This is a genomic window from Streptomyces sp. NPDC042259 (assembly GCF_055582085.1).
The window spans coordinates 1-23,505 of the sequence record NZ_JBVJDW010000021.1; the positions used below are offsets into that span (position 1 = coordinate 1).

At 69.1% G+C, this 23,505-nt stretch carries 24 protein-coding genes and 2 pseudogenes; 17 read left to right on the forward strand and 9 right to left on the reverse strand.

The genetic code is table 11. The features are described from left to right. The 6 genes from ACZ6MA_RS32870 to ACZ6MA_RS32895 all read left to right on the forward strand — a co-directional run. On the forward strand, nucleotides 1–270 hold a 270-nt coding region (locus ACZ6MA_RS32870; protein ID WP_469438467.1), incomplete at its 5' end, for a helicase associated domain-containing protein. Nucleotides 271–423: 153 nt separating this feature from the next. Beyond that, entirely contained in the window at nucleotides 424–1,230 is an 807-nt protein-coding gene (locus tag ACZ6MA_RS32875) for an AbiTii domain-containing protein (protein WP_469438469.1), read from the forward strand. A 422-nt stretch (nucleotides 1,231–1,652) separates the two neighbouring features. Then, the gene (locus tag ACZ6MA_RS32880; RefSeq protein ID WP_469438471.1) at nucleotides 1,653–3,056 is read left to right on the forward strand and encodes a DNA-binding protein; all 1,404 of its coding nucleotides are present in this window, start codon (nucleotides 1,653–1,655) and stop codon (nucleotides 3,054–3,056) included. A gap of 153 nt (nucleotides 3,057–3,209) precedes the next feature. Then, nucleotides 3,210–3,974, forward strand: a complete 765-nt coding sequence (locus ACZ6MA_RS32885; protein ID WP_469438473.1) for a TnsA-like heteromeric transposase endonuclease subunit — start codon at nucleotides 3,210–3,212, stop codon at nucleotides 3,972–3,974. Continuing rightward, nucleotides 3,971–6,085, forward strand: a complete 2,115-nt coding sequence (locus ACZ6MA_RS32890; protein WP_469438474.1) for a Mu transposase C-terminal domain-containing protein — start codon at nucleotides 3,971–3,973, stop codon at nucleotides 6,083–6,085. Before ACZ6MA_RS32885 ends, ACZ6MA_RS32890 begins: the two co-directional genes overlap by 4 nt. 68 nt (nucleotides 6,086–6,153) lie before the next feature. Next, entirely contained in the window at nucleotides 6,154–7,122 is a 969-nt protein-coding gene (locus ACZ6MA_RS32895; RefSeq protein ID WP_469438561.1) for a TniB family NTP-binding protein, read from the forward strand. A 262-nt stretch (nucleotides 7,123–7,384) separates the two neighbouring features. Here ACZ6MA_RS32895 and ACZ6MA_RS32900 read toward each other — a convergent pair whose 3' ends face one another. Next, nucleotides 7,385–8,005, reverse strand: a complete 621-nt coding sequence (locus ACZ6MA_RS32900) for a TetR/AcrR family transcriptional regulator (protein ID WP_469438475.1) — start codon at nucleotides 8,003–8,005, stop codon at nucleotides 7,385–7,387. Nucleotides 8,006–8,056: 51 nt separating this feature from the next. On the opposite strand from ACZ6MA_RS32900, the gene ACZ6MA_RS32905 reads away from it, so the two are divergent. Continuing rightward, entirely contained in the window at nucleotides 8,057–8,986 is a 930-nt protein-coding gene (locus ACZ6MA_RS32905) for an NADP-dependent oxidoreductase (RefSeq protein ID WP_469438477.1), read from the forward strand. A 54-nt stretch (nucleotides 8,987–9,040) separates the two neighbouring features. Here the strand turns inward: ACZ6MA_RS32905 and ACZ6MA_RS32910 are convergent. Then, nucleotides 9,041–9,396: pseudogene (locus ACZ6MA_RS32910) on the reverse strand (NF041680 family putative transposase); the annotation flags it as partial. Between the two features lie 253 nt (nucleotides 9,397–9,649). Between ACZ6MA_RS32910 and ACZ6MA_RS32915 the strand changes: the two are divergent. Next, nucleotides 9,650–10,081, forward strand: coding sequence for a DUF5958 family protein (locus tag ACZ6MA_RS32915; protein WP_469438479.1), 432 nt, complete (start codon nucleotides 9,650–9,652; stop codon nucleotides 10,079–10,081). A gap of 62 nt (nucleotides 10,082–10,143) precedes the next feature. Here the strand turns inward: ACZ6MA_RS32915 and ACZ6MA_RS32920 are convergent. Then, nucleotides 10,144–10,263, reverse strand: a pseudogene (locus ACZ6MA_RS32920) (IS21-like element helper ATPase IstB); the annotation flags it as partial. A gap of 152 nt (nucleotides 10,264–10,415) precedes the next feature. After that, nucleotides 10,416–10,685, reverse strand: a complete 270-nt coding sequence (locus tag ACZ6MA_RS32925) for a hypothetical protein (RefSeq protein WP_469438480.1) — start codon at nucleotides 10,683–10,685, stop codon at nucleotides 10,416–10,418. A gap of 837 nt (nucleotides 10,686–11,522) precedes the next feature. On the opposite strand from ACZ6MA_RS32925, the gene ACZ6MA_RS32930 reads away from it, so the two are divergent. After that, complete coding sequence (locus tag ACZ6MA_RS32930; RefSeq protein WP_469438481.1) at nucleotides 11,523–11,723, forward strand: hypothetical protein; 201 nt, start codon at nucleotides 11,523–11,525, stop codon at nucleotides 11,721–11,723. Between the two features lie 1,008 nt (nucleotides 11,724–12,731). On the opposite strand, the gene ACZ6MA_RS32935 is transcribed toward ACZ6MA_RS32930, so the two are convergent. Beyond that, nucleotides 12,732–12,944: a hypothetical protein gene (locus tag ACZ6MA_RS32935; protein ID WP_469438483.1), complete on the reverse strand. Its 213-nt coding sequence runs from the start codon at nucleotides 12,942–12,944 to the stop codon at nucleotides 12,732–12,734. A gap of 824 nt (nucleotides 12,945–13,768) precedes the next feature. On the opposite strand from ACZ6MA_RS32935, the gene ACZ6MA_RS32940 reads away from it, so the two are divergent. The 7 genes from ACZ6MA_RS32940 (at nucleotide 13,769) to ACZ6MA_RS32970 (ending at nucleotide 19,684) form a co-directional block, all read left to right on the forward strand. Continuing rightward, nucleotides 13,769–14,844 (forward strand): IS630 family transposase gene (locus ACZ6MA_RS32940; protein WP_469438485.1). Its coding sequence is split into 2 segments (ribosomal slippage): nucleotides 13,769–14,212 and nucleotides 14,215–14,844, totalling 1,074 coding nucleotides; the frame shifts between segments, so codons are not numbered across the junction. Nucleotides 14,845–15,140: 296 nt separating this feature from the next. Next, the gene (locus tag ACZ6MA_RS32945; RefSeq protein ID WP_469438487.1) at nucleotides 15,141–15,416 is read left to right on the forward strand and encodes a hypothetical protein; all 276 of its coding nucleotides are present in this window, start codon (nucleotides 15,141–15,143) and stop codon (nucleotides 15,414–15,416) included. A 552-nt stretch (nucleotides 15,417–15,968) separates the two neighbouring features. Beyond that, on the forward strand, nucleotides 15,969–16,103 hold the full coding sequence (locus ACZ6MA_RS32950; RefSeq protein WP_469438489.1) for a hypothetical protein: 135 nt from the start codon (nucleotides 15,969–15,971) through the stop codon (nucleotides 16,101–16,103). 44 nt (nucleotides 16,104–16,147) lie between these two features. Continuing rightward, nucleotides 16,148–16,402 carry a GNAT family N-acetyltransferase gene (locus ACZ6MA_RS32955; protein ID WP_469438491.1) on the forward strand — a complete coding sequence of 85 codons (255 nt, stop codon included), beginning with the start codon at nucleotides 16,148–16,150 and terminating at the stop codon, nucleotides 16,400–16,402. 156 nt (nucleotides 16,403–16,558) lie between these two features. Then, the gene (locus ACZ6MA_RS32960; protein WP_469438492.1) at nucleotides 16,559–17,515 is read left to right on the forward strand and encodes an immunity 49 family protein; all 957 of its coding nucleotides are present in this window, start codon (nucleotides 16,559–16,561) and stop codon (nucleotides 17,513–17,515) included. 940 nt (nucleotides 17,516–18,455) lie between these two features. Continuing rightward, nucleotides 18,456–18,971: a hypothetical protein gene (locus ACZ6MA_RS32965; protein ID WP_469438493.1), complete on the forward strand. Its 516-nt coding sequence runs from the start codon at nucleotides 18,456–18,458 to the stop codon at nucleotides 18,969–18,971. A gap of 164 nt (nucleotides 18,972–19,135) precedes the next feature. After that, on the forward strand, nucleotides 19,136–19,684 hold the full coding sequence (locus ACZ6MA_RS32970) for a DUF4262 domain-containing protein (protein ID WP_469438495.1): 549 nt from the start codon (nucleotides 19,136–19,138) through the stop codon (nucleotides 19,682–19,684). A 225-nt stretch (nucleotides 19,685–19,909) separates the two neighbouring features. Here ACZ6MA_RS32970 and ACZ6MA_RS32975 read toward each other — a convergent pair whose 3' ends face one another. Beyond that, nucleotides 19,910–20,143: a hypothetical protein gene (locus ACZ6MA_RS32975; protein ID WP_469438573.1), complete on the reverse strand. Its 234-nt coding sequence runs from the start codon at nucleotides 20,141–20,143 to the stop codon at nucleotides 19,910–19,912. Between ACZ6MA_RS32975 and ACZ6MA_RS32980 the strand changes: the two genes are divergently transcribed. Continuing rightward, nucleotides 20,033–20,383 (forward strand): helix-turn-helix domain-containing protein, encoded by a 351-nt coding sequence (locus ACZ6MA_RS32980; RefSeq protein ID WP_469438563.1) that lies wholly within the window; start codon nucleotides 20,033–20,035, stop codon nucleotides 20,381–20,383. The two genes, ACZ6MA_RS32975 and ACZ6MA_RS32980, sit on opposite strands and share 111 nt — an antisense overlap. A 26-nt stretch (nucleotides 20,384–20,409) precedes the next feature. Here the strand turns inward: ACZ6MA_RS32980 and ACZ6MA_RS32985 are convergent, their stop codons facing one another. The 3 genes from ACZ6MA_RS32985 to ACZ6MA_RS32995 form a co-directional block, all read right to left on the reverse strand. After that, on the reverse strand, nucleotides 20,410–20,859 hold the full coding sequence (locus ACZ6MA_RS32985) for a hypothetical protein (RefSeq protein WP_469438497.1): 450 nt from the start codon (nucleotides 20,857–20,859) through the stop codon (nucleotides 20,410–20,412). Between the two features lie 843 nt (nucleotides 20,860–21,702). Further along, nucleotides 21,703–22,251 (reverse strand): hypothetical protein, encoded by a 549-nt coding sequence (locus ACZ6MA_RS32990; protein WP_469438498.1) that lies wholly within the window; start codon nucleotides 22,249–22,251, stop codon nucleotides 21,703–21,705. 3 nt (nucleotides 22,252–22,254) lie between these two features. Continuing rightward, nucleotides 22,255–23,166 (reverse strand): NucA/NucB deoxyribonuclease domain-containing protein, encoded by a 912-nt coding sequence (locus ACZ6MA_RS32995; protein ID WP_469438500.1) that lies wholly within the window; start codon nucleotides 23,164–23,166, stop codon nucleotides 22,255–22,257. Nucleotides 23,167–23,505: the final 339 nt, after the last annotated feature.

The window sequence follows — 23,505 nt, forward strand, 5'->3', positions numbered from 1 at the left end:
GCCCCGGCGACCACGAGTACGGCAAAGGGGCCGAACAAGGCGCAGCAGGCGTTCCAGCGCGGCCTCGCCGCCCTCGCTCAGTGGGTGGAACGGGAAGGGGCGGGCCGGGCGGTGCCGCGCGGTCACAGCGAGGAAATCGCGGTCGACGGCGAGACGGAACCGGTGATCATCAAGCTAGGCGTGTGGGTATCGAACACCAAATCGAGGCGAGACAAACTCACCCAGGACCAGCGCGACGCCCTCGCCGAGCTGGGCGTGGAGTGGGCGTGACACCACCGGTTTCTAGACCACATGCCTTCGGAATTCCTTGCCTGAAGGAATCTGGGCTCACAGGGTCGGCCGCTGGTCTGTCCGCCTCAGCGTGCCCGGCTGCTGACACTTGCTTGTGCGGGCCGTTGTCAGTGGCGACGGGACAATAAGGTCATGAACAGACGACAGCGCGGACTTTTGGCCGAGATTGAGCAGGAGGCTCTCGACGAGTCGAAGCCGCTCTCCTCAGTCCTGCGCAAATGCGTGGTCCTCGGCGGTCACAGCAGCTCCGCAGAGCTGCGGGAGTGGGCGACACGTGAACTGCGTGGCTACGACGGCATTCCCACCGACGCTCTGCCTGGGTACAGGAGGATCCCAGCACCGATCCAGGTGAATGCGCTGCTTGGCCCCAACTCGGTGCGCGGCCAACGGATCAGCCCCTCGGAGTTGCCCGAATTCGCCCGGGACGAGGTGAAGGAGGAAGTTGCCCTGCGCAATGGCATCAGTGAGGTGGAGGCCTTGGCGCAAAGATGCGAGGTCAGTGGGGAGCACGCCCATCTGAGCATCCCCGGCGTCCTGGACCTGACCCGGCTCATGGACGCGGCGTCCGGGAACTCGTTCCAGCGCATCACGGACATCTACTGGTCCGTGTCTCCCGCATCCTTGCGAGGCCTGGCGGACCAAGTGCGCACGACAGTGGTCGAACTGGTTGCGGAACTACGCGCAGCCATGCCCGACGACCAGCAGATACCCACGCCCGATCAAATGGAGCACGCCCTCCACGTCGTGGTACACGGAGACCGGGCCCGTGTGAACGTCACAGCTGCGCAGACATCGGGCAGCGGCAGTAGCAGTGTCGGCCAGCAGCCTGCGGACGAGGGCCCGTTTTGGACTCAAGGCAGGCGCATCGGCGCAGCCGTCGTGGGACTCGCCACGCTGGTAGGCACCGGAGCGGCCCTTTGGCCGTTGCTGGGAAAGTAGCTGCCCTGGCGAGGCTGCCCGTGTGGGCGTGACGCCGTCGCTGGACGACGTTTCCGGCTCGACCCGCTGGGTGAGGGCCGCAAGTCCTCGTTGGAATGCCTGCTGGCCTTCGACGGGCCCGTGACCTTCGTCGCCGGGCTGGCTGCCCTGCCGAAACGGGCTGCTGGCGCTTCCGCAGAACGGTTGGAAGCGCTGCGGAAGCTCGGCGTCGAATGGTGTGACAACGCGGCCGGCAGATTGTTGAACCGGCCGGGCCCGAGGCGCTGTAGGGCCAGGAGCATTGCATGGGGTCCGTGCCGAGTGCGGTGGCGGGGATCTCCCTTACGACGTCGGTCAGCCCTCCTCGGCCCGGTGTGATTGATCCGCTGGGCATCCGTTGCGAAAGTGCCCGTGCGGGGCGGCGAACACGGCACTGTGGTGGAGTGATCCAACATCCCGGCCTATTACGCACCGCTCCCCTGCAGAGAGAAACGGCCTCGTCACTGATCTGCCGCATCGCGAGCCGCTACGGAATGGAAGCTGCGGCGTTGCGGTCGTGCTGGCACTGGCGAAACCACCAGCCTAAGCACGAAGGCGGCGCCTGCCGGGCTGACGCCGAAGTGCTGCTGAACGCAGCCGGACGGCAGCTCCTGGCGGGCCTGTGCGGCATCGAGGAAGGCGTGCTGGCGCGGGCGTTGCCGTCCTGGGCGCGGCAGGACGCCAAGCTACCGGCCGAGGGGGACGGGGTGCCGGCGGCGGTGTGGCGGATCGGTGGCGTGGTCGCGGGGCCGGTGGCATTCGGCTGCCGCCTGTGTACCGCCCGGCGTACCGGGACAGCGGTGCGGGCGGTGCGGTACGCGCCGCGGTGGGATCGGGTGTGCGTGCGGCATGGGCGGTGGCTGCTGGACGCGGACGCCGACCAGGCTCTGGAGCATCTGGACGTGCGGCATCTGCCGGAAGTGGTCACGGCGCAGCGGCGGTGGGCGGGTGTGACGCGGCGGGCGGTACGGGCCGGGGCCGAGCCGGAGCGGGTGTTCGCTCTGGCGCATGCGGTGGTGGCCCGCTGGTGGGAGCAGGCCCTGCAATGGGAGCGGGAGACGGTCTGGCCGCGGCGCCTGCACCAGGTCGCGGGTGGTGACGCCGGAGGCGATCTGGAGCGGTGGAGGATTGTGGGGCGGGACGTAGTGGTCTTCCCGGAGGTGGTGGCCGTCGCCGATGCGTTGCTGGACCCGGCCATGGCCCAGTTGGCGTGGGTGGACAGCGGTGGCGGGCGGCCGCGGCTGCTGCCCGCCGACGGGGCGTTCTGCCGCCGGCTTGGCGAGCGGGTCGGGCGCACGTGGCTGGGGCCGCTGGCCGCGACGGACCACGGTGGCCCGCTCATCGCCTGGATGGGCAGCGTCATCCGCATCCGCCGCGGTGCCGCGGCGAGCGGGGCTTTCGGATACGGCAACGACCCCTGGTGGGTGCGCCAGGAGCACCAGCCCGCGACCATGGCTGGGCAGTTGCGGGTGCTGGGCAAAGAGAAGAAGGCGCCGGGCTCGGGGACGATGTGGCGGGCGGTGGTACCCGCCGAGCAGCGGGCGCGGATCGGCAGCCTCATCGACAGTGCCGAGGAACAGTTGCTTCAGCTGCGCGGCGTGCAGAGCGGGCCGACCGCCGAGGTCGCCCGGCAGCTGCTGCGCGGTCTGGGTCACAGTGCCGGTCTGATCGAGGCTGCCTGGAAGCGGACCGCGGTGGCGGCGGTGAACGGCGGGGTGCCGCTGGAGGAGGTGGCCCGGTGGGCGGACATGCCCGCCGAGGTACTCAGGAGCATGCTGACGGCGGGCAAGCGGGAAGACGGCGCCTGAGAACGACCCGGCGGGGGCGCGTTGCCTGTTAGCTGATAGGGCACTCGTTTGTGGCAGGAATCCTGAAAACAGCGGCGAGTACCCGCGGGAGCGGCTTGGCTGACGCAGGTGATCAGCACAGGGGCGACCCGGCCCGGGGGCCGGGCAGGGCGAGTGGCCGTGGATCGAGGGAGCGGGTTCGAGGCGGTCTTCCTCGACCCGGTGGGACAGTCGGTCCAGCAGCGGTGGGCAGATGCCGCCATGGCCGTGGCGTTCGAGGAGTTGCCGCCGGTGTCGGCGTTCCCGGTGATCCCGGGACGGCGCTGGGGGCCGGGCCTGTGGTGGTCGGCGACCACCGGGCGGCACGTGGCCGCGGGGTCGAACGCAATGCGTACCCAGCTGATGGTCCTGGACCGCGATCCGCGGGTGACGGGACTGGCCGGGCGGCCGGTGCGGCTGCTGTGGCGCGATGGACGGGGACGGGTGCGTTCCTGGGTGCCGCAGCTGTTCGCCCGGTACCGCGATGGCACGGGTCTGCTGGCCGACTGCCCCAGCCACCCGGAAGCCGGCGGCGACCGTGCTGTGAGGGCTGCCGAAGCGATGGGCGAGGCGTGTGAGGAGATCGGCTGGGTCTACCGGCGCCTTGCGCCGCTCGGCGATGTGCCGGCCGCCAATCTGAAGTGGCTGGCCGGCTACCGCCATCCCCGCAACGCCGGCCGCCTGGGCCTGATGCCCGCTGTTGTGGAGGCGTTCGCGCGGCCGCGGCCGCTGCTCGCGGGAGCCGAAGCTGTCGGTGACCCGATCGAGGTGCTTCCTGTCGTCTTCCACGCCCTGTGGCACGGACAGCTCACGACGGACCTGGAGGCGCCGCTGCACGAGTGCGTCCTTGTCGGCCCCAGGGACTGGAACGGTCTGGGCGAGACGGGAGGTGTCAAGTGAGCGCACGGCGCAATGCGCGGCCGGCGGTGAAGGTCGGGGCTCATGTCCGTTTCCGCGGCGTGAAGTGGCAGGTGGTCGCCCTGTCCGGGCAGACCGTTCACCTCGTCGGCCCGGACGGAGGTGGCGAGGCGGTGCTCGCCGGGTATCTGTTCGCCGATCCCGGCTTCAGCGTCATCGGGGCCGACGTGCCGCAGGCGGCCCCGCAGTGGGGGTTGTTCGAGACCGCGCCCGCCGCGGCGCGGGAGAAGGCCCTGGCCTGGCAGCGGTACGTGAGGGAAGTCGAATGCGGCCTTGCCGACGGGCCTGGCAGCGGTGGAGTGGTGCGGGAGCAGTACGACCCCGCACGGCACACGCTGGCCGAGCGGGAGCAGGCCAAGGCTGAGGAACTGACCGCCCTGGGATTCGGGCGGGTGTCGCGTACGACGGTGCAGCGCATGCGCCTGGCCTACCGCAAACAGGGCCTGTGGGGGCTTCTGGACCACCGCACCACCCGCGTCTCCAGCCCTACCGGGCGTTCCGACGATCGGGTCGTCGCCGCCGTCCGTGAGGCGCTGCGCCGCCGGCGCGGGCGTTCCAGGGGCACCGTCAACGGTCTGTTCCCGCTGATCAACCAGATTCTCAAGGAGCGGCACGGTCCCGGTGCGGTGCCGGTGCCGTCCCAGGCCACGCTGTACCGTCTCGTCACCTCTCTCGCCCGCCCTGGTGAACTGCCCAGTGGTCCGGTGCGGCAGGTGCCCGCGAGCGTCGAGGGGCGGGCTTTCACCCCCGCTACGGCGCTGCGGCCGGGCGAGCAGGTCCAGATCGACACCACCCGTCTGGATGTCCTGGCCCTCTTCGACGACGGGCGCCTCGCACGGCCCGAGCTGACCATCGCCGTCGACGTCGCCAGCCGCTCCATCCTGGCCGCTGTGCTGTGCCCGAGCGCGACCAAGGCCGTGGATGCGGCCCTGCTGCTGGCGGAGATGGCCGTCCCGCACCCCGCCAGGCCGACCTGGCCGGACATCCTGCGCATGGACCACGCCCGCGCGCTCCCCCATCAGCGGCTGGTCACGCTGGACGAGCGCCTGACCGGGGCGGCGGCCCGGCCGGTCGTCCTGCCCGAGACGATCGTCGTCGACCGGGGCAAGGTCTTCGTCTCCGCCGCGTTCACCGCCGCCTGCGAGACCCTCGGCATCAGCGTCCAGCCCGCCCCGCCCCGCGCCCCCACCGCGAAGGGCATCGTCGAGCGGACTTTCGGCTCCATCAACGCCCTGTTCTGCCAGCACCTGCCCGGCTACACCGGATCCGACGTCACCCGCCGCGGCCCCGACACCGAGAAAGACGCCTGCTACAGCGTCGCCCAGCTCCAGGACCTCCTCGATGAGTGGCTGGTGCACTACCACCACCGGCCCCACGAAGGGCTGCGCCACCCGATGATGCCCAGGAAGGCGCTCACCCCGAATGAGATATGGGCCGCGCTCGTCGCCGTCGCCGGATACGTCCCCGTCCCGCTGACCGGGCGCGACTACCTCGAACTGCTGCCCGTGCGCTGGCAGGCCATCACCCCCGCCGGCATCACCATCCACCATCGCACCTACGACGCGGATCTCCTCGCCCCGCACCGCGGCCAGCCCTCCCCCATCGCCGGACGAGGCGGGAAATGGGAGATCCACTACAACCCCCACGACGTGCGCCAGATCTGGGTCCGGCTTCCCGACGGTGAACTCACCGAAATCCCGTGGATCCACCGCGACCACGTCCACCGGCCCTTCGACGAACGCACCTGGCAGCACATCCGCACCCAGGCCGTTGACGGCAACCACGGTGACGCCGAGCAGTACGAAGCCGGCCTCGCCGACGCACTCGACCAGCTCATGCGCCGCGTCCACAGCGGCCACGCCACCAAAACGGAGCAGGCCCTCCTGGCCCGCACCGCTCACATCCCGCTCCCCCCAGCCCGCGAGGGAAACCACGGCACCGAAGCACTCGCCGACAGCCCAGCGCAGCAAGACGCCGAAGGCAACGACGACAGCATCGACGACCTCGACGACCTGCCCGACGACGACGTCAGCCCCGCCCCGGCCGCCGGATTCGGGCTCTACAACGCACACGAGGAAGCCGCCACATGGTGAACCCGAGCCAGCCAAGCGCGAGCAGCACACCCGCCGGCGACAGCGGTGAGGCCGAGCTGTCCTGGCCCCTGACCACCTGGCGAGGCTGGCACCGCTTCGCCACCACCGACCCGCCCGCCCCTCCCCTGCCAAGCGGCCCGCCCCGCAGCACAGAGGAACGCCTGGCCTACCACTCCGCGTTCGTCACCATCCGCACCCCCGCCATCAGCACCCTCGCCACCCAGGTCCGCACCCTGATGATCCTCGGCCGCCACCAGCAGACCACCGCCCGGCCCTCACTGCTCGTCACCGGACCCGCTGCAGCAGGGAAAACGACCGCGCTCCTCAACGTCGGCCGCACCTGCCACCTCGCCCACATCCGCAAGAACCCCGCACCACCCGGATCAGCCCACGCAGTAGCACCCGTCGCGTATGTCCTGGTCCCGCCCGGCGCGACCGCGAAAACCCTTGTCACCGAATTCGCCCGCTACCTCGGCATCCCCATAACCGCCCGCATGACCCAGACCCAGATCACCGACGCCGTCTGCCACACCTACACCCAAGCCGGGGTCCAGCTCGTTCTCATCGACGAGATCCACCGCCTCAACCCCCGAACCACCACCGGCGCCCAAACCGCAGACCTGATCAAAGACCTCAGCGAACGCCTGCCCGCCACGTTCGTCTACGCCGGAATCAACGTCACCGACACACCCCTGTTCACCGGCGTGCGAGGCGCCCAACTCGCCGGACGCGCCACACTCATCACCTGCGGTCCCCTCCCCGCCCGCCACGGCACCCACCACCCATTCCGCGACGTCATCACCGACATCGAAAACGCCCTCGATCTCACCCACCACACACCCGGCGCCCTCCCCCGGCACGCCCAATACCTCCACCAGCGCACCGCCGGCCGCATCGGATCCCTCACCCGTCTCATCCGCCAAGCAGCCATCACCGCCATCCACGACGGCACCGAACGCATCACCAAACGATCACTCGAAGCCATCCGCCTCGACCACCTCGCCGAAACCCACCACCGCCCCCGCCGAGGCCGATAAGCCCACCTGCCAGGCAGACAGAACAGCCCTGACCAGCACAAACACCAACCGGGCCTTTACACGCTAAAACTACCTACAACACACCCCGCCCCATTCAGCACAGAACACATAACCCCAGCCCACACACCCCAGCCACCCCCGCCGAACCGCTAACCTCGCCTCTCAACAAACCCACAACACCCCCGGCCACCAACGACCCGACACACCAACAAACCCCCCTCCGAGCGTTAGTGGTCAGATGGCCCGAAGGAAACGGTCTACGTCACAACAGCCGACGGCAGCCGGGCGGCGGGGGCAACGGCGGGATGGCCGGCCCGGCCCGCAGGCCCTGGATCAGCAGCGTGGCGAAGCGCCGTGAGGCGGTCACCGCGGCGGCCGGCGAGGCGGTCCGGATGCCGCTGTTGGCCATGAGCACCATGATCAGGTCGTCCAGGACGAAGTCCGGGCGCAGCTTGCCATCCGCCTTGGCCCTGCGGGCGAGTTCGGCGGCTTTGCCCAGTGCCTGCTTCCGGTCGGTGGCGAAGTCGATCGCGCGGGGGAAGGCCGAGCTGAAGGCCGTGGTGAACCCCCGGTCCCGGGCCTGCATTTCACACACCGTCTCGATCACCAGGCAGAGGCCGCGCCATGGGTCAGGGTCGGCCAGTCCCTCGTCGACGACGGCTGTGCAGGCCGTCATCTGCTCGCGGAAGGCTTCGGTGACCAGCGCCTCCTTGGTCGGAAAGTGCCGGTAGACGGTCGCGGGTCCGACCTCGGCACGCCGCGCGATCTCGCGCATCGCCACGTCCAGCCCCTGCTCGGCGAAGGTCGTGCGGGCCACGGCGAGGATGCGCTCTCGGTTGTCCCGGGCATCGGAGCGCAGGGAGCGGGACAAAGGGTTCGTCACCGCTCTCACTTTAGCCAAACGGACAGGGTGTTCCGGATAGCGTCCGGCGCCATGAGAGCACTGACATTCTCCGAGTACGGCCCTGCGAGCGTCCTGGAAATCGCCGATGTACCACAACCACACGCGGGACCAGGCCACATCCGGGTGCGCGTGCGGGCTTCCGGCCTCACTCCCGCCGACTGCCGCCTCCGTTCAGGCCGGTTCCGGGACATGGTGCCGCTGCGTCTGCCCCACGTGCTCGGTATGGACGCCGCGGGTGTGGTCGACGAGGTCGGTTCAGGGGTGACCGGTATCCGGCCGGGCGACGAGGTCTTCGGCATCGTCGACGTCGCGGAACTCGGCGGTGCGAATGCTGAGTACGCCGTCCTGGCGGCCTGGGCGCTGAAGCCGGACGCGCTGAGCTGGGAGCAGGCCGGCGGCGCCGCCGGGAACGTCGAGACCGCCACGCGGGCCCTCGACCGGCTGAAGGTCGACACTGGCACGACCTTGCTGATCGAGGGCTCGGCCGGCGGGGTCGGCACGGTCGCCGTGCAACTCGCGTCGGCCCGCGGCGCGACCGTCATCGGTACGGCGAGCGCGCACAACCACGAGTTCGTCGCCGGGCTGGGAGCGACGCCGATCACCTACGGCCCCGGGCTGGGCGAGCGGGTCACCGCCCTGGCACCGGACGGGGTCGACGCCGTCCTGGACTGCGCAGGGTCCGGCTCGCTGCCCGATCTGGTGGACCTCACCGGAAGCCCGGACCGGGTGGTGACCATCGCCGACATGAACGCCGCTGCGTACGGGGTCCACCAAACACGCTCGGCGGGCCCGGGAGCGGACCCGCAGGCAGTCGAAGGGCTTGCCGTGGCCGCCGCTCTCGCCGGTCAGGGCCGCTTTACCGTGCCGGTCGCGGCCGCTTTCCCCCTCGAGAACGCGCCCGAGGCACACCAGTTGAGCGAAACCGGCCACGCCCGGGGGAAGATCGTACTCACTCTCTAAGGGCCCGTGGCTATCACATCGCATCGGTCGGTTCGCTGAACTTGTCGTTGAACCAGTTCGGCGTGGTTTGGTGCCCACCTTGTGGTGGGTGGGTCGGCTGAACGCCTCGCCGGTGGCGAGGAATCTGCCCACGTCGTGGCGGGTGGCGGGGCGGCGGTTTTTCGGACCCGGTGGCCGGCCAGGGCCGGGACGGGATGGTTTCGGTGCACCGACCGGTGAGCCGGCCCTCGTGCACCGGTTCCTGAACCCTCTGCGGACGCGGGCGGGTGTCAGTTTGTTCGGCTCGGTGGGCTTCTCTCAGGGCCCTGCAAAGGCCGGTGGCCAGGGGGCGGGCGAGCCGGAGCAGGGCGTAGGCGGCGATCACCAGCCAGGTCCACCGGCCACCCCGCTTCCGAGCTGCGGAACCGGGGTGGCTGTGTCGGCTTCTTCGGGAGTCGTTCCGGCGTGACTTCGGGAGTCGATTGGCGGCCCGCCGCGTGATCGATGTCAGCGACTTTTGATGTCGCTCAAGCGCTCTGGGGCGTCTTGCGAGCCGCGGTGTGGGAGTCCTGCGGGGCTGCCGGATCTCGGGAGCGGAGCGGATTCTCCCCGGTTCCCGTCTGCGCTGTCCCGGGTGCGGATACCGGCCTTCGCCCGGAACCCGCATCGTGAAATCATCAAGCGATGACCGAACCAAGCAGCGACGACGGCCGCACCTTCCGGCGCGAGACCGAGCGGGTCGTCAACGAGATCGCCCAGGGGCTCCGCACGTTGGACGATGGCGTGGACTGGTTCTCCGACCTCGCCCCAGCACGCCGGCAGGAGGTTCTGCAGGAAATCACCGGCTATGCGATGCAGGCGCACATTACGGCTGCGGACGGCCGTGCGGGGGTGGCGCGGTCCGGTGTGAAGCCCACGGCCAACCCCTCGGTGATGATCTGCATGGACCCGCCCCGCTACGGGTTCGCGGGCCTCCCCTCCGCCGAACACGTCAAGGCATTCCGCGTCCTCGTTTCCGTCTTCGCCGTTGCTGACACTCGCCGCCGCGAGACGTACTGCAAAGGCACCTGCGGACATGCATGGCACAACCTGCCAGCGGGAACCGAGCAGCCATAGCATCGGCCATTCCGGCTCTGACTGGGCTGGCTATCGGGCGGCCCCTCCCGCCTGGCGCCCGGTCAGCTGACCTGGGCTCGTTCAGCTTGGGCCTTGGTGTGAGCGAGGCAGTAGGACTCGGTACCGGTCTGGATGATGGCGCCGTTGAAGGTGAGCCGGTCGACGATGGCCGCGCAGAGCCGGGAGCCACACCACGCACCACTCCGCGAGCTGGGCCCGCGTCCACGCTGAGTTCCTCGACGGAAACTCCCCAGCTCTCGTCCGGCCGGGGGTGCCGCCAACGGCAACCCCGGTTCCCGGGCCGCACAGACGGCCCGGGATCCCGCAGGCACTGTTAACTGCGGGGCCGCCCGCCGCGCCCCCAGTGGAGCCGCACGGCGTTCCGTACGACCTCGGTCATGATCTCGCCTCCTGCAACCACTCCGGCGCCCACACGGATACCGCAGCCCGCGCCGCCACAACAGCGGCCCCCCGCGACCACCCGGCCTGCCAGACGGCGCGCGCCGGGCCGCCGACGGCGCTGGGCCGGCTCCCCAGCGAGTCCGGCCGCCTCCGGCCCGGCCTCCTCGCCCATCGACTCGCCGTCCCTCTCTGACGTGCTCATGCCAGGTCTCTCCTTGTGTGAAAATGCGGATCACGCCTCCGGTCGGAGGTGCGCCCGCACTTTCGAGCAGCAAGGGGTTAGCCCCGCAAGTCACACATAACAGCAGGTCAGAGCATGCATAGATGAAACTCGCGCACGCGCTACACCACCAGCCCCTTAGCCCCGCAAACCCACGACCGTGACACCGCCCACACCCACGGAGGTTCCAGTCCAGCCGACTCCACCCCTCCGCGTCCGCCGAATGCGAGCCACGGCACGACGAAGGGCCGCCATTCGAGGGTGACGGCCCTTCCCTTCTACGGAGACCAGCCAGCTACCCCGCCGGGAAGTAGGCGAGATGGTGTTCGGGAAGTCAGGCCGAGGCCCGCCCAGAATCAGCAGCGCACAACAGCCCTCCCGCCGCACTGGGAAAGCCGCAAGCCGCTGTGGTGTCCCCACGGTCGGCGACGCGCGAATCCTGGCTCTGGATCACATTCCGTGCCAGAGCCCGGAGGGTCTCCACATCCGCAAACGGCCTCGCGCCGCGAGGAGGACCCGCTTGCGGAGCAGGTCGAGGTTCGCGCGGCCGAATGGACCATGATCAGTCCGCCGCCTCCCCACCCCGGCCGCCACGCGCGGATCCTTACTCCGTCGAACGACCCGATGCCGTCGTCTGACCGAGGCCGACTGGTACCTGGGGCCTGCAGGACGGCCCAGGCCTGGGGCTCATCCTCCCGCCCGAGCGGTCAAGGCATCCCTCATCAGGCACGACCTGGGCGCCCGCGCCTGACGGCGGCGGCGCATTCCCGCGGCACCCGGCCGCACGATCGGACCCTGCCACACCGGGTCGTCGTCCGGGTGGTCGCCGCAACTGCGGCCAGTGTCCTTCTTGCGCTGGCCAGCATTGCGCTGGCCGCTCCCGCCGAGGCCGCCGCCCCCGGCCTCCCCATCGGCGGCCCGGGCGGCCTCCTCGGCGGCGTCCGCCTCTGCGGCGAGGACGGCATCCTCGGCGGCGGGGGCGGCAAGGGAGGCGGCGGCCTCCTCGGCGGCATCCTCTGATCCGACCGTGGTGACCTGAACGGGCAGGACGCCGAGCAGGGCACTGACGTACCCAGAACCGGATCGCAGCGAGCGCCGCGCCCCACTCGGCCGAGAACGACCCACGTCCCAGGCGGCGGTCACCAACTCATCAGGCACGCCCTAGAGCGGGCTCGGGTTCGTCTCGGCCCGCCGAACCGCCGGGTTCGGCGAGCGGCCTGGAGAAACGGACGGCAGGCAACTACCGCACCGTGCTCCAGGCCGACTCAACCACTCGGGCCCGGACGGACACACCCTAGGAGCGACCATAGCCCCCCGGATTACGGGTAGCTTGACGAGGAGGACTGGCTCAAGCTCTGAGAAGAGCCCGATTGGGATACATCTCGAGGTTCGTATGCGCCGCCGTCGCACTGCCCGCAGCGGGCGCAGCACGAGCCGTGCCGGTACCCGCCTTGCGCGGCCCCGCCGTACCCGCCGTACCCGCCCCTGCTGGAGGACGACGCGGCAGAAGCGATTCGGTCATCGGCCAAGGGGAGACCCAGGTTGCCGCATTGGTTGGCGGGGCTGCCGAGCAGGACGCTTACGCTCTGGCTCGTGCCGGCTCCGGGCGACGCGGTGGTTGCGTGGGCCCGCGGGGAGCGGTTGGTGCAGTGATTGTCGATAGCGCTATTGCCGAAGCCGATGACGCTGGTGGCTCCGGCGTCAGAGGCGCCGACGAGAACAAGCACCGGTACAACGGCGCTCAGGACAGTGAAGATTCGCATGCGCACAAGGCACCCCTCCGCGAAGATGTCATCATCACTTTTCCTGCTGTCCAACGGCAGCCACCGCGAAGAGACACTGCCTGGCCGAGACGGGCCCGGCATCGCACGCTGAGGCGAGGGGGCCGACCTCCCTCCGACGGGGACGTCGTCACAGTCCGACGCCAGGACAGCGCCGACCACGGCGACATCGTGGCCGCCATACTCAATTCCGGCACCGGTGGTGCCTCCAGCAGGTCCAGCAGCCTGGTCCGGCCCGCGGTCAGCCTTAAGGCCCAGCAAGATCATTCTTGCCGGGATGCGGTGCTGGTCCCGCGTTGCGGAGGCTGTACTCGATGAGGCCGGGCTGGTCGACGGTGCCGGTGTAGCGCAGGGCCGCGCCGACGGACAGACCGAACAGGCCGCAGATGCGGCGGCGGTCGCCGCCGGTGGCCTCGGCCTCGTGGAGAAGGCGGTCCTCGTGGAGCCGGCGGGCGGACATGCAAGAGCACGCCGTTGATCCAGACGTTGCTGACCGGCTCGACGCCGCAGCCAGTGGTCCGAGAGCGTCTACGCCTTGCTCTGGACCGTGCTGTGCGCGGGAGTCACGACACAAGGCCGGGGGGGCGACGTTCACGCCGTCACCGGCCGCGTCCGGCGAGCCCGTTTCCGGGCCGCCCGTCGGGGCCGCCGTGGCAGCAGAAGTCCCGGGGCGGTTGTCGGGCAGTTCCCTTCCCGCCGACGAACGAGCAGAGCCTGCGCCCCGCTGACCCCCGACCTCGCGTCCAGCCAGGACATGGGGTCACAGTGGAGGAGCCGCAATCCTGTCCAGGAGCTGGCTCAGTACCCGCAACTCCTCCACCTCCAGGATCGGCGCTGTGCTCTCCATTGCGACAGTCACCGGTTCCAGGGCGGCGGCGAGGCGGCCGGGCGGGGCCTCGCGCAGCCCGGCCCGCAGCGTGGAAGCCGATAGTCCGGCGCGGGCGAGATCCTCCGCGAGCGCCCTTTGCCTGGCAAGTTCATCAGTTCAGAAGCTGCAACATGACCTTCTTATGGGGCGGCCGGAAGGAGGCCATTACGGGCCTGGACAAGCGCGTGACCGCAAACCGGGACGGAGATGGTAGGACGAGCTGATTCCGAGACGTGGTGGGCATAGCGGCATCACCGGTCGAGCGCCCGACCGGCCGGTGTCATTGCCAGTCAACGCTTTCCCCAGCAGGTTGACCCTTCCGGTTCGTCACCAGCAAGCCGCTGGACCGTTACTGACCTTTCAGCGGTGTTGTCGTAGGGGCTGACGGGCGGTGGTCGTCGCGGTATGCCAGGGAGGTGAGGTATCCGCAGGGTGGTGGGCTGACTGATGAACGGCGGCAGCTCCGTGAGCGGGTCCGCCTGGAAGCGGCCCAAATGTTCGCCGACGGGCAGCCGAACGGGCTGGTCGCGAAGCAGTTACGGGTGAGTGTCCGGTCGGTCCAGCGGTGGCGGCGTGACTACGAAGCCGGCGGGGAGGCCGCACTGCGGTCGACAGGTTCTGCCGGCCGGCCGAAGCTGAGCGACGAGCTGTTCGCGGCTCTGGAGGCAGAGCTGGACAAGGGCCCTGTCGCGCACGGCTGGCCGGACCAGAGGTGGACCCTGGCGAGGATCAAAACCTTGATCGGCCGCCGGTTCCACAAGAGCTTCACGCTCTCCGGCATCGCCCAGATGCTCCGGCGTCACGGATGGAGCCACCAGGTCCCCGCACGACGGGCACTCGAGCGCGACGAGGACGCCGTCAGCGGGTGGGTGAAGGAGACGTGGCCGCAGGTGGAAGCACCGCGGCGGCGCTCGGGGCCTGGATCGTCTTCGAGGACGAGGCCGGCTTCTCGATGACGCCGCCGACCAGCCGCACCTGGGCCCGGCGGGGGCACACTCCGGTGATCCGGGTCCGGGGGCGGTCTCAGCGCCGGGTCTCCCTGGCCGCGATGTGCTGCTACAAGCCCGGCGAACGCTCCCGCCTGATCTACCGGCCCATGTTCCACAAGGACCACAGGACGAAAGAGCGCCGCAGCTTTGCCTGGACCGATTTCCGGGACCTGCTCGTGGCGGCCCGTCAACAGCTCGAGGCCCCGATCGTGCTCGTCTGGGACAACCTCAACACTCATCGTACGGCCGGGTTGCGGGACTTCGTCGCCGCTCACGACTGGGTCACGGCCTTCCACCTGCCGCCCTACGCGCCGGAACTCAACCCCGTCGAGGGCATCTGGTCATTGCTGCGACGCAGCAGCCAGGCCAACACCGCCTTCACCGACCCCGACCACCTCGTCCGAGTACTGCGTCACGGCCTCCGCCAGATCCAATACCGCAGCCACCTCATCGACGGCTGCATGACAGCAACCCCCCTCCCGACCCGACGACAACACCGCTGAAAGGTCAGTAACGAGACGGCAGGCGTCTTTGGCGGCGCCCAAGCCGAATTGGAGTCCCTCAACATGAACGTCTTCGAGGAGGACGCCCTCGGGGAGGAATCCCTCGACCAATACGTGAACAAGACGGTCAAGAGTGTCGGCGACACTGCGGAGCTGTGACCGCCCGGCCAGTCACATAGCAGAGCTTGCGTGCAACGCCTCACGCGGGTGCCCGAGCCAGCCTCGTGAACCAGGGCTACCCGACACCGCACGCTCCGCAACGCCCCCCGGCACACACCCAGGACGGATCCCCCACCATGCGCCCCACCATCCGACGTACTGCGACAACGGCCTTGCTGAGCATCGGCCTGCTCACAGCCACCACGGCTGCCGCACAGGCGGCTGGCGTCGATAACCACCACGAGTTCAAGCCCAGCATCGACTGCCGCAAGAACTCCTACGGGGCGATCGCCCTGTTCTCGCCGACCATCTACTACAACAGCACCGGCCGCTCCAGCACCGTGTGCTACGCCAAAGACCAAGCCGGCCACCCCTCCGTCACCCATCTCTTCGGCCTAGCCAACCTCATGTAGGCGGGTAGCACCGCAAGTCCCACCCGGAGCGGTGGGCCGCGAGCCGCACGACCTTCCCGGCCTGGCGGCCCACTATCCGCTCAGCCGCCGCCCTCGCCCCCAAGCGGTGAAGCGACGACCGATTCCGTACGACCCCTTCCGCCGTCGGCGGGCCTGCCGCAGCAAGGACCCTGGCCGCAGGTGCGCAGGGATTTGCCGGTGGCGGTCTGACCCAACGAACACCAGACCACCCGGTCTCAGACCAATCCGCGCCACGCGCCTTCGGTAAATCCCTGCGTACCGAGGACACCATCCGCTGGCAAGCCCTCCCCACCGCTCAGGATCCGGCGCCCACTCCACATGCCACGGGCCCAACTTGCTCTCGCACCTCCCACGACGCTTGAACACGCTGATTCTTCAGGGAATTGCGTTCGCCAGCTGTCGGCACCCAGGCATGGGCCATGAACTCCTCAAGGAGCAACGTGGCGGCGAGCATAGGCAGTGTCGTCACGTCTTGCTCAACGAGCGGTACGACCTGAAGAACGCGGTTCGGACGGTCTCTATTCTGATCATGTGATCACTGCCGTGGACCTGGCCTTGGCCGATGCTGATGTGCTCGCCGCGAGTGGCTTTCGGACGGCTCCGAGGACCGACTTCCGCAACGGGCAGGTGTTCACCACGCTGGTGGCCGTGGCCCGGGACGGCTAATCGTCGGCCAGCTGGAGGGCCACCTGCACGACCCCGGACATCCGTTGGACGAGCTGGGTCTTCCCCGCCCGCACGCGTGGGTCGGCTTCTTCTCCGTGGCTGAGAGGCACCGTCGAGCAGGGGCCGGCCGCGCGCTGATGTCCGAGTTCGCGCGCCAGGCCCAGGAGAACGGGGCCACCGGGATCGGGCTGCTGGCCGAATACGCCGATGCCCACGGGCCGCACGGCATTCTTCTCGAACCGCGGGTTCACCGAGGCCTGGCCGGGCACCCTCCGCAACATCTACGTCGCGTCACCTGACGCTGTCCTCGCGGCCCGCCGCCGCGGGGAGCGGCCTTCTCCTGGCTGCGGGACAACCTGACTTTCGCCATCGCCCCCAGCGTCTGGATGAGCAGTGTCAGAGCCCGTTGGTAGCGTGCCGGCTCCGGCTGTGAAGATCACGAGGGGACGGTAGCCGTGCAGGAAGTGACACGCCATAAGATCAGTGACGGGCACATAGCCCTGGCGCTCGACGACATCAGCGGACGCATCCGGCGGCGGTGGCACGGGATGTATTACGACGATCCGTCCCCGGAGAAGCTGCAGGAGATGCGTGACGAGCTCCTCGACCACGTCGCCGCCCGCACGGTGGAAGACCTCGCGCTCGACGAGGCGGCGCGCACCGTGCTGCGGACCGCGGCGGAGTGCTCCATGGGCGTGCTGGATGTCGGCTGTTGGCCCAATGGCGACCATGAGATCAACTTTTCGCTCATCGGCGAGGGCCTCAGCAGCGAGGACATTGCTTTGGGGGGCGTCGTCACGCAGGCCCCCACCGCCAGGACGTGGCTCGACACGTTCGAGGCATGCCTGGTCAGCGGCCTGGTGTGGGACTGGCAGCGAGCGACCGGTCTGGTGCTGAGAGATGGCTGCGCGCCCGCGATCCGTGACGGGGTGCCGTACTCGAAGCTGACCTCGACGTCCGACCCGGCGGACCTCGCGGCGATGGACGCACTGTGCCGGTACCTGACCGAGGCGGACGGGCACCTGCCCCGCGACTGGCCCACCGTGCCCCTGCGCAAGCCCAGCCCTGAGGAGCGCGCCAAGGCCGCCCGCCAGCTGGACATGGCCGGCCCGCTTGCCCCGGACCAGCGTCTTCTTCGCGTACTTCTTGACGACGACCAGCACGCCTTCGAGCAGGCCCTCGTGGCCCGGCTCACCGAGCACCGGAACAGCGCGGGACCTGCCCCCGCCCCCCGGACCCTTCTGCCGCTGGGCCCCCTTGCCTTGGCTGCCCTTGCCGTCCAGGTCCACGGATGGGAGCTCGGCGTCCGGTCCGGGTACCTGCCGCCCAGCATGTTGGGCTCCCCGGAGGCGATGCGGCACGCGGCGGCCACCAACGTGAACAACCTCGGGGGCTGGGTCGCCAAGGAGTGACAGGGGCGTTCCCGGGACTGCGGGTGCAATGCCGCGTGATGGGAGGCACTCGGCGGCGGCGCGATGGTGGGCGCCACCTACTCCCGGAGCCAGCGCCTGTGTCCCCGGCATCGGAAAGGCGGCCGCGGTGCCCCGGGGGGGCACGACCTCCGGGGCACCGCCGCGTCCGGCGCCGTCAGGCATCGACGTCAACAGCCTCCCGCTCCATCACCAGAGCCGAGCACACGCACGAGCACCAGCAGGCCCCGCCCGCGTGCACGTAGTGCGTCGTGCTCAGGGGCCCGCCGCAGCTGACGCACGCCGAGGCGCAGCCGCACACTCCGCAGTCGGCGTACTCATGCGGTCGCACGCGGTACACAGGGAGTCTCGTGGGGGCGGGGTTGGGAAGCACTGGCGGCAGCTCAGGCTGGCGCACTGCCCGCAGGTCATCGTCACCGTCCCAGCCTCCGGGTGCGCGCCTCTGCGACACGTCCCCGTCACCCCGCCGCACCGCCCTCCCCGGGCGGACGTCCGCTCATCGAGCCGCTCCATTCTCGTGAACATCCAGCACGGCCCCTGCCTCCCGAACTGCTGTCGAAACGCTGCTCTGCGAAGTGGGCAGAGCCATACAGCACTGCGCGCCCTGCCGATGACACCCGGCCAGATGTCGGCTCGACGCCGAGCCGTGTTCACCGCGGCCGGCGCAGGCAACGACGGCCCACGACGCGGGGGGGGGTGCGGGACAGGCAGGGGGCAGTGGCGCGGTGGTCGAGCATGCGGGGTGCTGCTCTCAGTGGTCCTGTCGGTGTCGACCGCGGCCTGCTCTCGCGGGCACGGCGACAAGGAACTGCGCTCTCTGACTCTGACGGCCAGACCCGCCCCGCGACTATGTCCCGGGCCTGGCGCGGTACGACGACCGCTGGTGGGCACCCCCGGTGACCTGTGAAGGCGAGGCCCTGGGATGCTTGGCCTGCAGGGCTTTTTCAAGCGCTTTGAGGTGGCTGGGATGCGTTGGTATGCAGTGGGCACGATATGCGCGCTGGTAGTCACCGTGTCGGTCACGAGCACCGGGTGCGCCCGGGTGTTCGCATGCGGTGATGAGGGGGACCGGCCGGCCGGGCTCACCAGCGAGGATATGGTCGGCAGCTACAAGGCCGACCCGTTCGGGACCATCACGCTCCGCGCCGACGGGACGTTCCACGCGAGCGACTGGCCGGAGTTCGACTACCCGAAGAAGCCGAAGCACACCGGCGGCGGCGCGGGCACCTGGATGCTGACGCCCAAGGACGAGGTCGTCGGCATGGACGACGACCTCGAGCTGGATTTCACGGACGGCAAGCAGGTATGGAACAGCACCTTCCAGCACACCGACGGCGGGTTCTCCTTCGGTGTCACCGGTAGCCGGGAGAAGCCCCGCATCTACCGATTCACTACCGATCCTGACCTCTGCGAGTTCCATACCCTTCGTCACGCGTAGCCCAACGTCGCCGGCGGAGCGTTCCGCGGCCGTTTGTCAGCGCACGGCGCATCCTGAGGTCAGCCCCAACGAGCGGTCGCGGAAGGTGACGATGTCGTTCGATCAAGAGGGTGGCCACGAGCCCCGGTTGCCTGAATCGAACGCTCACCGCGTAGCCTCCGCGAATGACTGATGATCCGTTCCAGTGCCGCTGCGTCCTCTGTCATGACTACGGTGACCGGGACGAAGCGGACCGCGCTGATCTGACGATCATCGAGCATGTGCAGCAGCACGGATGGCACATCGCGATGGTTCCCGAGGACGAGATCGGTCCTGGATTCGCCTATACGATCGGCCTCGCCCACACTCACGGCGCGCCGGAACTCGCCATGTTCGGGCTCGATGTCCACGCCATGCACCGCCTGCTCAACAAGCTCGGAGAGAAGCCCGCCACGGGCGCTGTGCTGGCTGACGGCCAGAGGCATTCTGGCGTTGCCGACGGCCGCCACGTCGTGCTCAGGCAGGTGGATCTCCGCTGGTACCGGACCTTCTTCGGACGGGCCATCAGCTTCTACCGGCGGCCGCCTTTCCCCGTGCTGCAAGTTGCGTGGCCCGACCAGGATGACCGCTTTCATTGGGAAGAACAGGCTGAGGAGAGGCATCGAGAGTCACAGCCTCAGCTGTGGCTGCCACCGAGTGAGCACCCTGTCGGGATCTGGACGACCGAACTCTGACCTCGAAAGGCCGGAGCTACTGGAGCAGGATCATTTTGCGGAGTAGTTCGAATCCGGCTCGGCCGTAGAGTTGTCTCTTGATCTCCTTGATGCGGTTCACAGCGCCCTCGATGCTGCCCGAGCTCCAGCCCAGCGTGCCGTGCAGCGTTGCCAGGGTGGCCCGTTCGACGCCGAGTACTGTGCGACGCCCCCTTTGAGTGCTGACAGGGCCGCCCACGCCCGGGGCTACGCCGCCGCCGGCGTCCGGGCCACCCCTTTTGTGGCTTCGTTCAACTGCATGACCGCAGCCTCCGTCCACACCACCGTCACCATGGCGCCGCCGTGTTCGCCCCGGACGGCCACACCTTCGTGCGGACCAGCACCACCGGACCGCTCCAACAACCCGAGGAGGTCGGTCGCCGCGCCGGCGAGCAGCTCCTGCGCGACGGCGCGGCCGCGCTCCTGCACCCCCTTCCCCACACCCCCTCACCCCCTGAACCCGACCATCCTGTCGGACGAGACCCACCGGGCAACCACGGCGGTCGGCCCCCGGCCGTCGACGCCGACATGCTCGCCGTCGCCCTGCACCGCCGCGACGCGAACGAACCCGTCACCGCAATCGCCGAGCACCTCGGCGGCGGCCGCTCCACCCTCTACCGGACACTTGCCGCATACGACGAAGCGATTGGCTTGGATGCGGGGAGGCCGTCAAGCAGGTGAAGCATCTACACATGGCGTCTCTTGGCTCACGGAGCGAACGCTTCGGCAGTGACATCGCGCTCAAGCTCGACCAGCTCATGTCCATAGACGTTCGGCACCGACACCCGGACGATCAGGCAGAACCGATCGATGGACGGCAGGGTCTTCATCAGCTCCTGATAGTGGTGCCTGAGAAAGTGCACCGCCGCGTGATTCGTGTTCCCCGTCTGACCAGAGATGAGAAACACCGGACTGCGAGATCCGGGGAGAGTGAACTTAGCAACGACTGCGTACTCCCGCTCGCCGCGTACCCACAAGAACTCGCGGTCCCCAACCACAAGCCCAAGGGCGTCGGGGCGGGAGCTGAACGGGAGAAACCTGACGCCAGGGAGGTGATAGGCGAGATGACCAGCAGAACGCTCATTCGCATCGGGACCACCGATGCAGAACTCGGTGCGATTTCCGTTGCTGCCTCGAAACTCGTTCGCCGCCTCCACAGCGACCTCCCCCCGCACCTGTTCTACGAGGGCTGCTGCCTCAAGCAACGCGTACACATCATCGTGGGACGTGACCCATGGTGAAGAGTGATGGTGAGTCAAGATAATCAGGCCAGGCTGACCTGGACTGATACCGAAGAATGCCGCCTGACGGCGCCATACACGCGCTGACTTAGCGCGCTGCCACAACCACACAGACGTGCCGCTAATGAGACTAGTGATCAGTCCGATCAGGATGTTCGCGAGAACCGACGACATGTGTTGCCCCCGGACACTGAGACTACTGTCCCCCGCAGCACACGGGAGTCCCTCACAGCAATCGCCCGGCATCACGGTGTCGGCCGGTCTGCCCTCTCGGTGCTGACAGAACCCTGCGCCACACTGACATCTACTCTGCGCCCGACACTGGGCTGGGCCGGACCGGGGCGCAGTACTGGCCATGCGACCAGCCCGTTACCCCCGACCCACCCGCCGTGCGTGTCTCCACGCAACGGGCGCTCCACGTGCCTTGGCCGTGGTCAGCTGCCGGTGCTGGCGACTGCCGGTCGTGGTGTCCACGGGGTCGGGATGTTGCTGCCGCGGTAGCGGTAGCGGATCAGAGTGGGGCGTCGCCGTGACCGAGGCAGTCCACCTCGACAGGCTCAAATACCAGAGCAAGGCCGAGCCCACGACCCATAGCTGACACCTCGGCCGGGCAGCACGCGGGTGCCGGTGCCGCGCCCTGGCCGGACCTCGAGCTGGCAGGGGCCTTCACCCCGCAGCAAGACGCCTCCTGCACCCGTCTCGCTCCTCCTTTGCTCTGGAGGGGCTGAGGGGGTGCAGGAGGCGCTGTCCTCTGCTTGGTCAGTTGCCGGTGCGGAAGAGTTCCCCCGCCCGGTCGGTGACTTTGTGGCAGGTCTCCGGGGCCTTCGCGGCGGGCCACACGAGGATCAGGTACTGCTCGGTGCTCTCCACGGTTTCCCCGGCTATGGGATTGTCGAGGCTGTCGTCCCGGCCCCGGGCGTGGAACCGCATCCGCCACCACCGCGGCTCGTCCTGCGGACCGGGAAGACTGATGCCGTACTCCACGCCTTCGCTTTGCAGGCCGGCGATCTCCCCGTCGTCCTCCGGGGAGGTGATGCCCGCCCCGGGGGCCGAGAAGGTGGCGCTGATGTCGACGACCTCATCCCACTCCTGGTCTGCCAGCGGCGGTTCGCCGTCGAGGACGTCGTAGTCCAGGCGGATGTAGCCGTTCTGGACGCCGGTGTGGAGCGTGACGTAGTCCCCGGCGGCGTTGACCCGCACCAGCCCGTTCCCGCCGGAGGGACCGTCCTCTTCGAGGTCGTCCTCGGCGTCGGTCTCGAAGAAGTTGACCTGGTGGTAGGAGGCGTAGGCGCGGAGTGTGGTGGTCATGGGTCAGACCTTTACCCAGAACGCGTCGCCGTTAAGAAGCCGGTTGCCCAGCTCGAACTTGTTGATCATTCCGCCCTGGCGGTTGTTCTCCCTGACCGGTACCCAGGTGATGCCCCGGCTGGCCGCGGGCAGCGCGGTGCCGCCTTCGCGGGTGGAGGCGAAGGGGTACTCGTCGCAGCTGGGGCCGGCCGACCCGGGAGGCGCGGTCTTGCCCGCGCACACGGCCCTGCGGTTCGCATTCGACTTGGCCTTGTCCGTCAGGTGGTGCAGCGGGTGCCCGGAGCCGGGCCGCCCGTAGTGGCCGCCGCGCGCCTGGATCTTCTTGATGCCGGGGCCGATGTTCGGCAGGCCGGCCATGTCGGTCAGCGTCGGGGCGACCTGCGGGAACACACAGCCCGGGCGCTGGCGGGCCCGCTGCTGGCCCGGCTTCTTGGCGTAGGTGTCATCACACCGGTAGCTCGCCGAGGAGTACGCGAACCCGCCCGGGGTGTAGCCGGCCTTGGTGAAGGTGTACACGTAGCGGGAGGCGGTGCCGTGGCTCTTGAACGCCTTGATGCTGTCGGTGTAACCGATCTTCCCGGACACCGGCGCGCCCAGGGTGCGGCCCTGGGGGAACTTGTTGCTGGTCGAGCAGGGGTTGCCGCAGGAGACGTTCAGGCCCATGTGGATCCCGGTGGCGTTGCTGATGATCTGGGCCTTGCTGACGCTGATGGTCTCTTCCCACTTGTGGGACTTGACCTGCAGGGCCATCTGGTGCGAGATCGTGAACCTCGCCTCACCGACCGGGGTCCCGTTCCGCCGTACCGTGACGCTGGCGTTGACCACCTGGCACGAGTGTGTCCGGCTGAGCCCGGGCCGGCACGCGGCGGCCGCCGCGTCCGCGGTGCTCAGGGCCGGGCTCTGGCTGACGCTCAACGTCAGATCCTCTGCCGTCGGTGTGGCCTGCGCGGTCCCGGCCAGCGCGGTACCCAGTAAAGCGAATCCTGTAGCGGCAGCCGCCGCGTTTCTGATCTTCACGCGCCAAATCCCTTTCCCCGTATGCCCGTTGCCCGGGCGGTGATGACGACGAAGCTGGCACCACGGGCCTCACGTGGCCCAGCCACACGGGAGGAGTGGCCGATTCCCTCTCCAGGCGTGGCCGATTCCGCCCACGCACCCAGCACCCCCACGACGGCCCCGTGCGCAGCGGGAGTGCGGACTGGCCGACCGGTGCCGCCGCTCGCACAGGTGGTTTCCGATGCCCGAAGGGATGAC

What these genes read in the sequence shown, in the direction of transcription:
- ACZ6MA_RS32990 (WP_469438498.1), bottom strand. Translation starts at nt 22,251, where the DNA reads ATGACCACCACACTCCGCGCCTACGCCTCCTACCACCAGGTCAACTTC.
- ACZ6MA_RS32945 (WP_469438487.1), top strand. Translation starts at nt 15,141, where the DNA reads ATGCGCCCCACCATCCGACGTACTGCGACAACGGCCTTGCTGAGCATC.
- ACZ6MA_RS32915 (WP_469438479.1), top strand. Translation starts at nt 9,650, where the DNA reads ATGACCGAACCAAGCAGCGACGACGGCCGCACCTTCCGGCGCGAGACC.
- ACZ6MA_RS32905 (WP_469438477.1), top strand. Translation starts at nt 8,057, where the DNA reads ATGAGAGCACTGACATTCTCCGAGTACGGCCCTGCGAGCGTCCTGGAA.
- ACZ6MA_RS32965 (WP_469438493.1), top strand. Translation starts at nt 18,456, where the DNA reads ATGCTTGGCCTGCAGGGCTTTTTCAAGCGCTTTGAGGTGGCTGGGATG.
- ACZ6MA_RS32970 (WP_469438495.1), top strand. Translation starts at nt 19,136, where the DNA reads ATGACTGATGATCCGTTCCAGTGCCGCTGCGTCCTCTGTCATGACTAC.
- ACZ6MA_RS32925 (WP_469438480.1), bottom strand. Translation starts at nt 10,685, where the DNA reads ATGAGCACGTCAGAGAGGGACGGCGAGTCGATGGGCGAGGAGGCCGGG.
- ACZ6MA_RS32875 (WP_469438469.1), top strand. Translation starts at nt 424, where the DNA reads ATGAACAGACGACAGCGCGGACTTTTGGCCGAGATTGAGCAGGAGGCT.
- ACZ6MA_RS32935 (WP_469438483.1), bottom strand. Translation starts at nt 12,944, where the DNA reads ATGTCCGCCCGCCGGCTCCACGAGGACCGCCTTCTCCACGAGGCCGAG.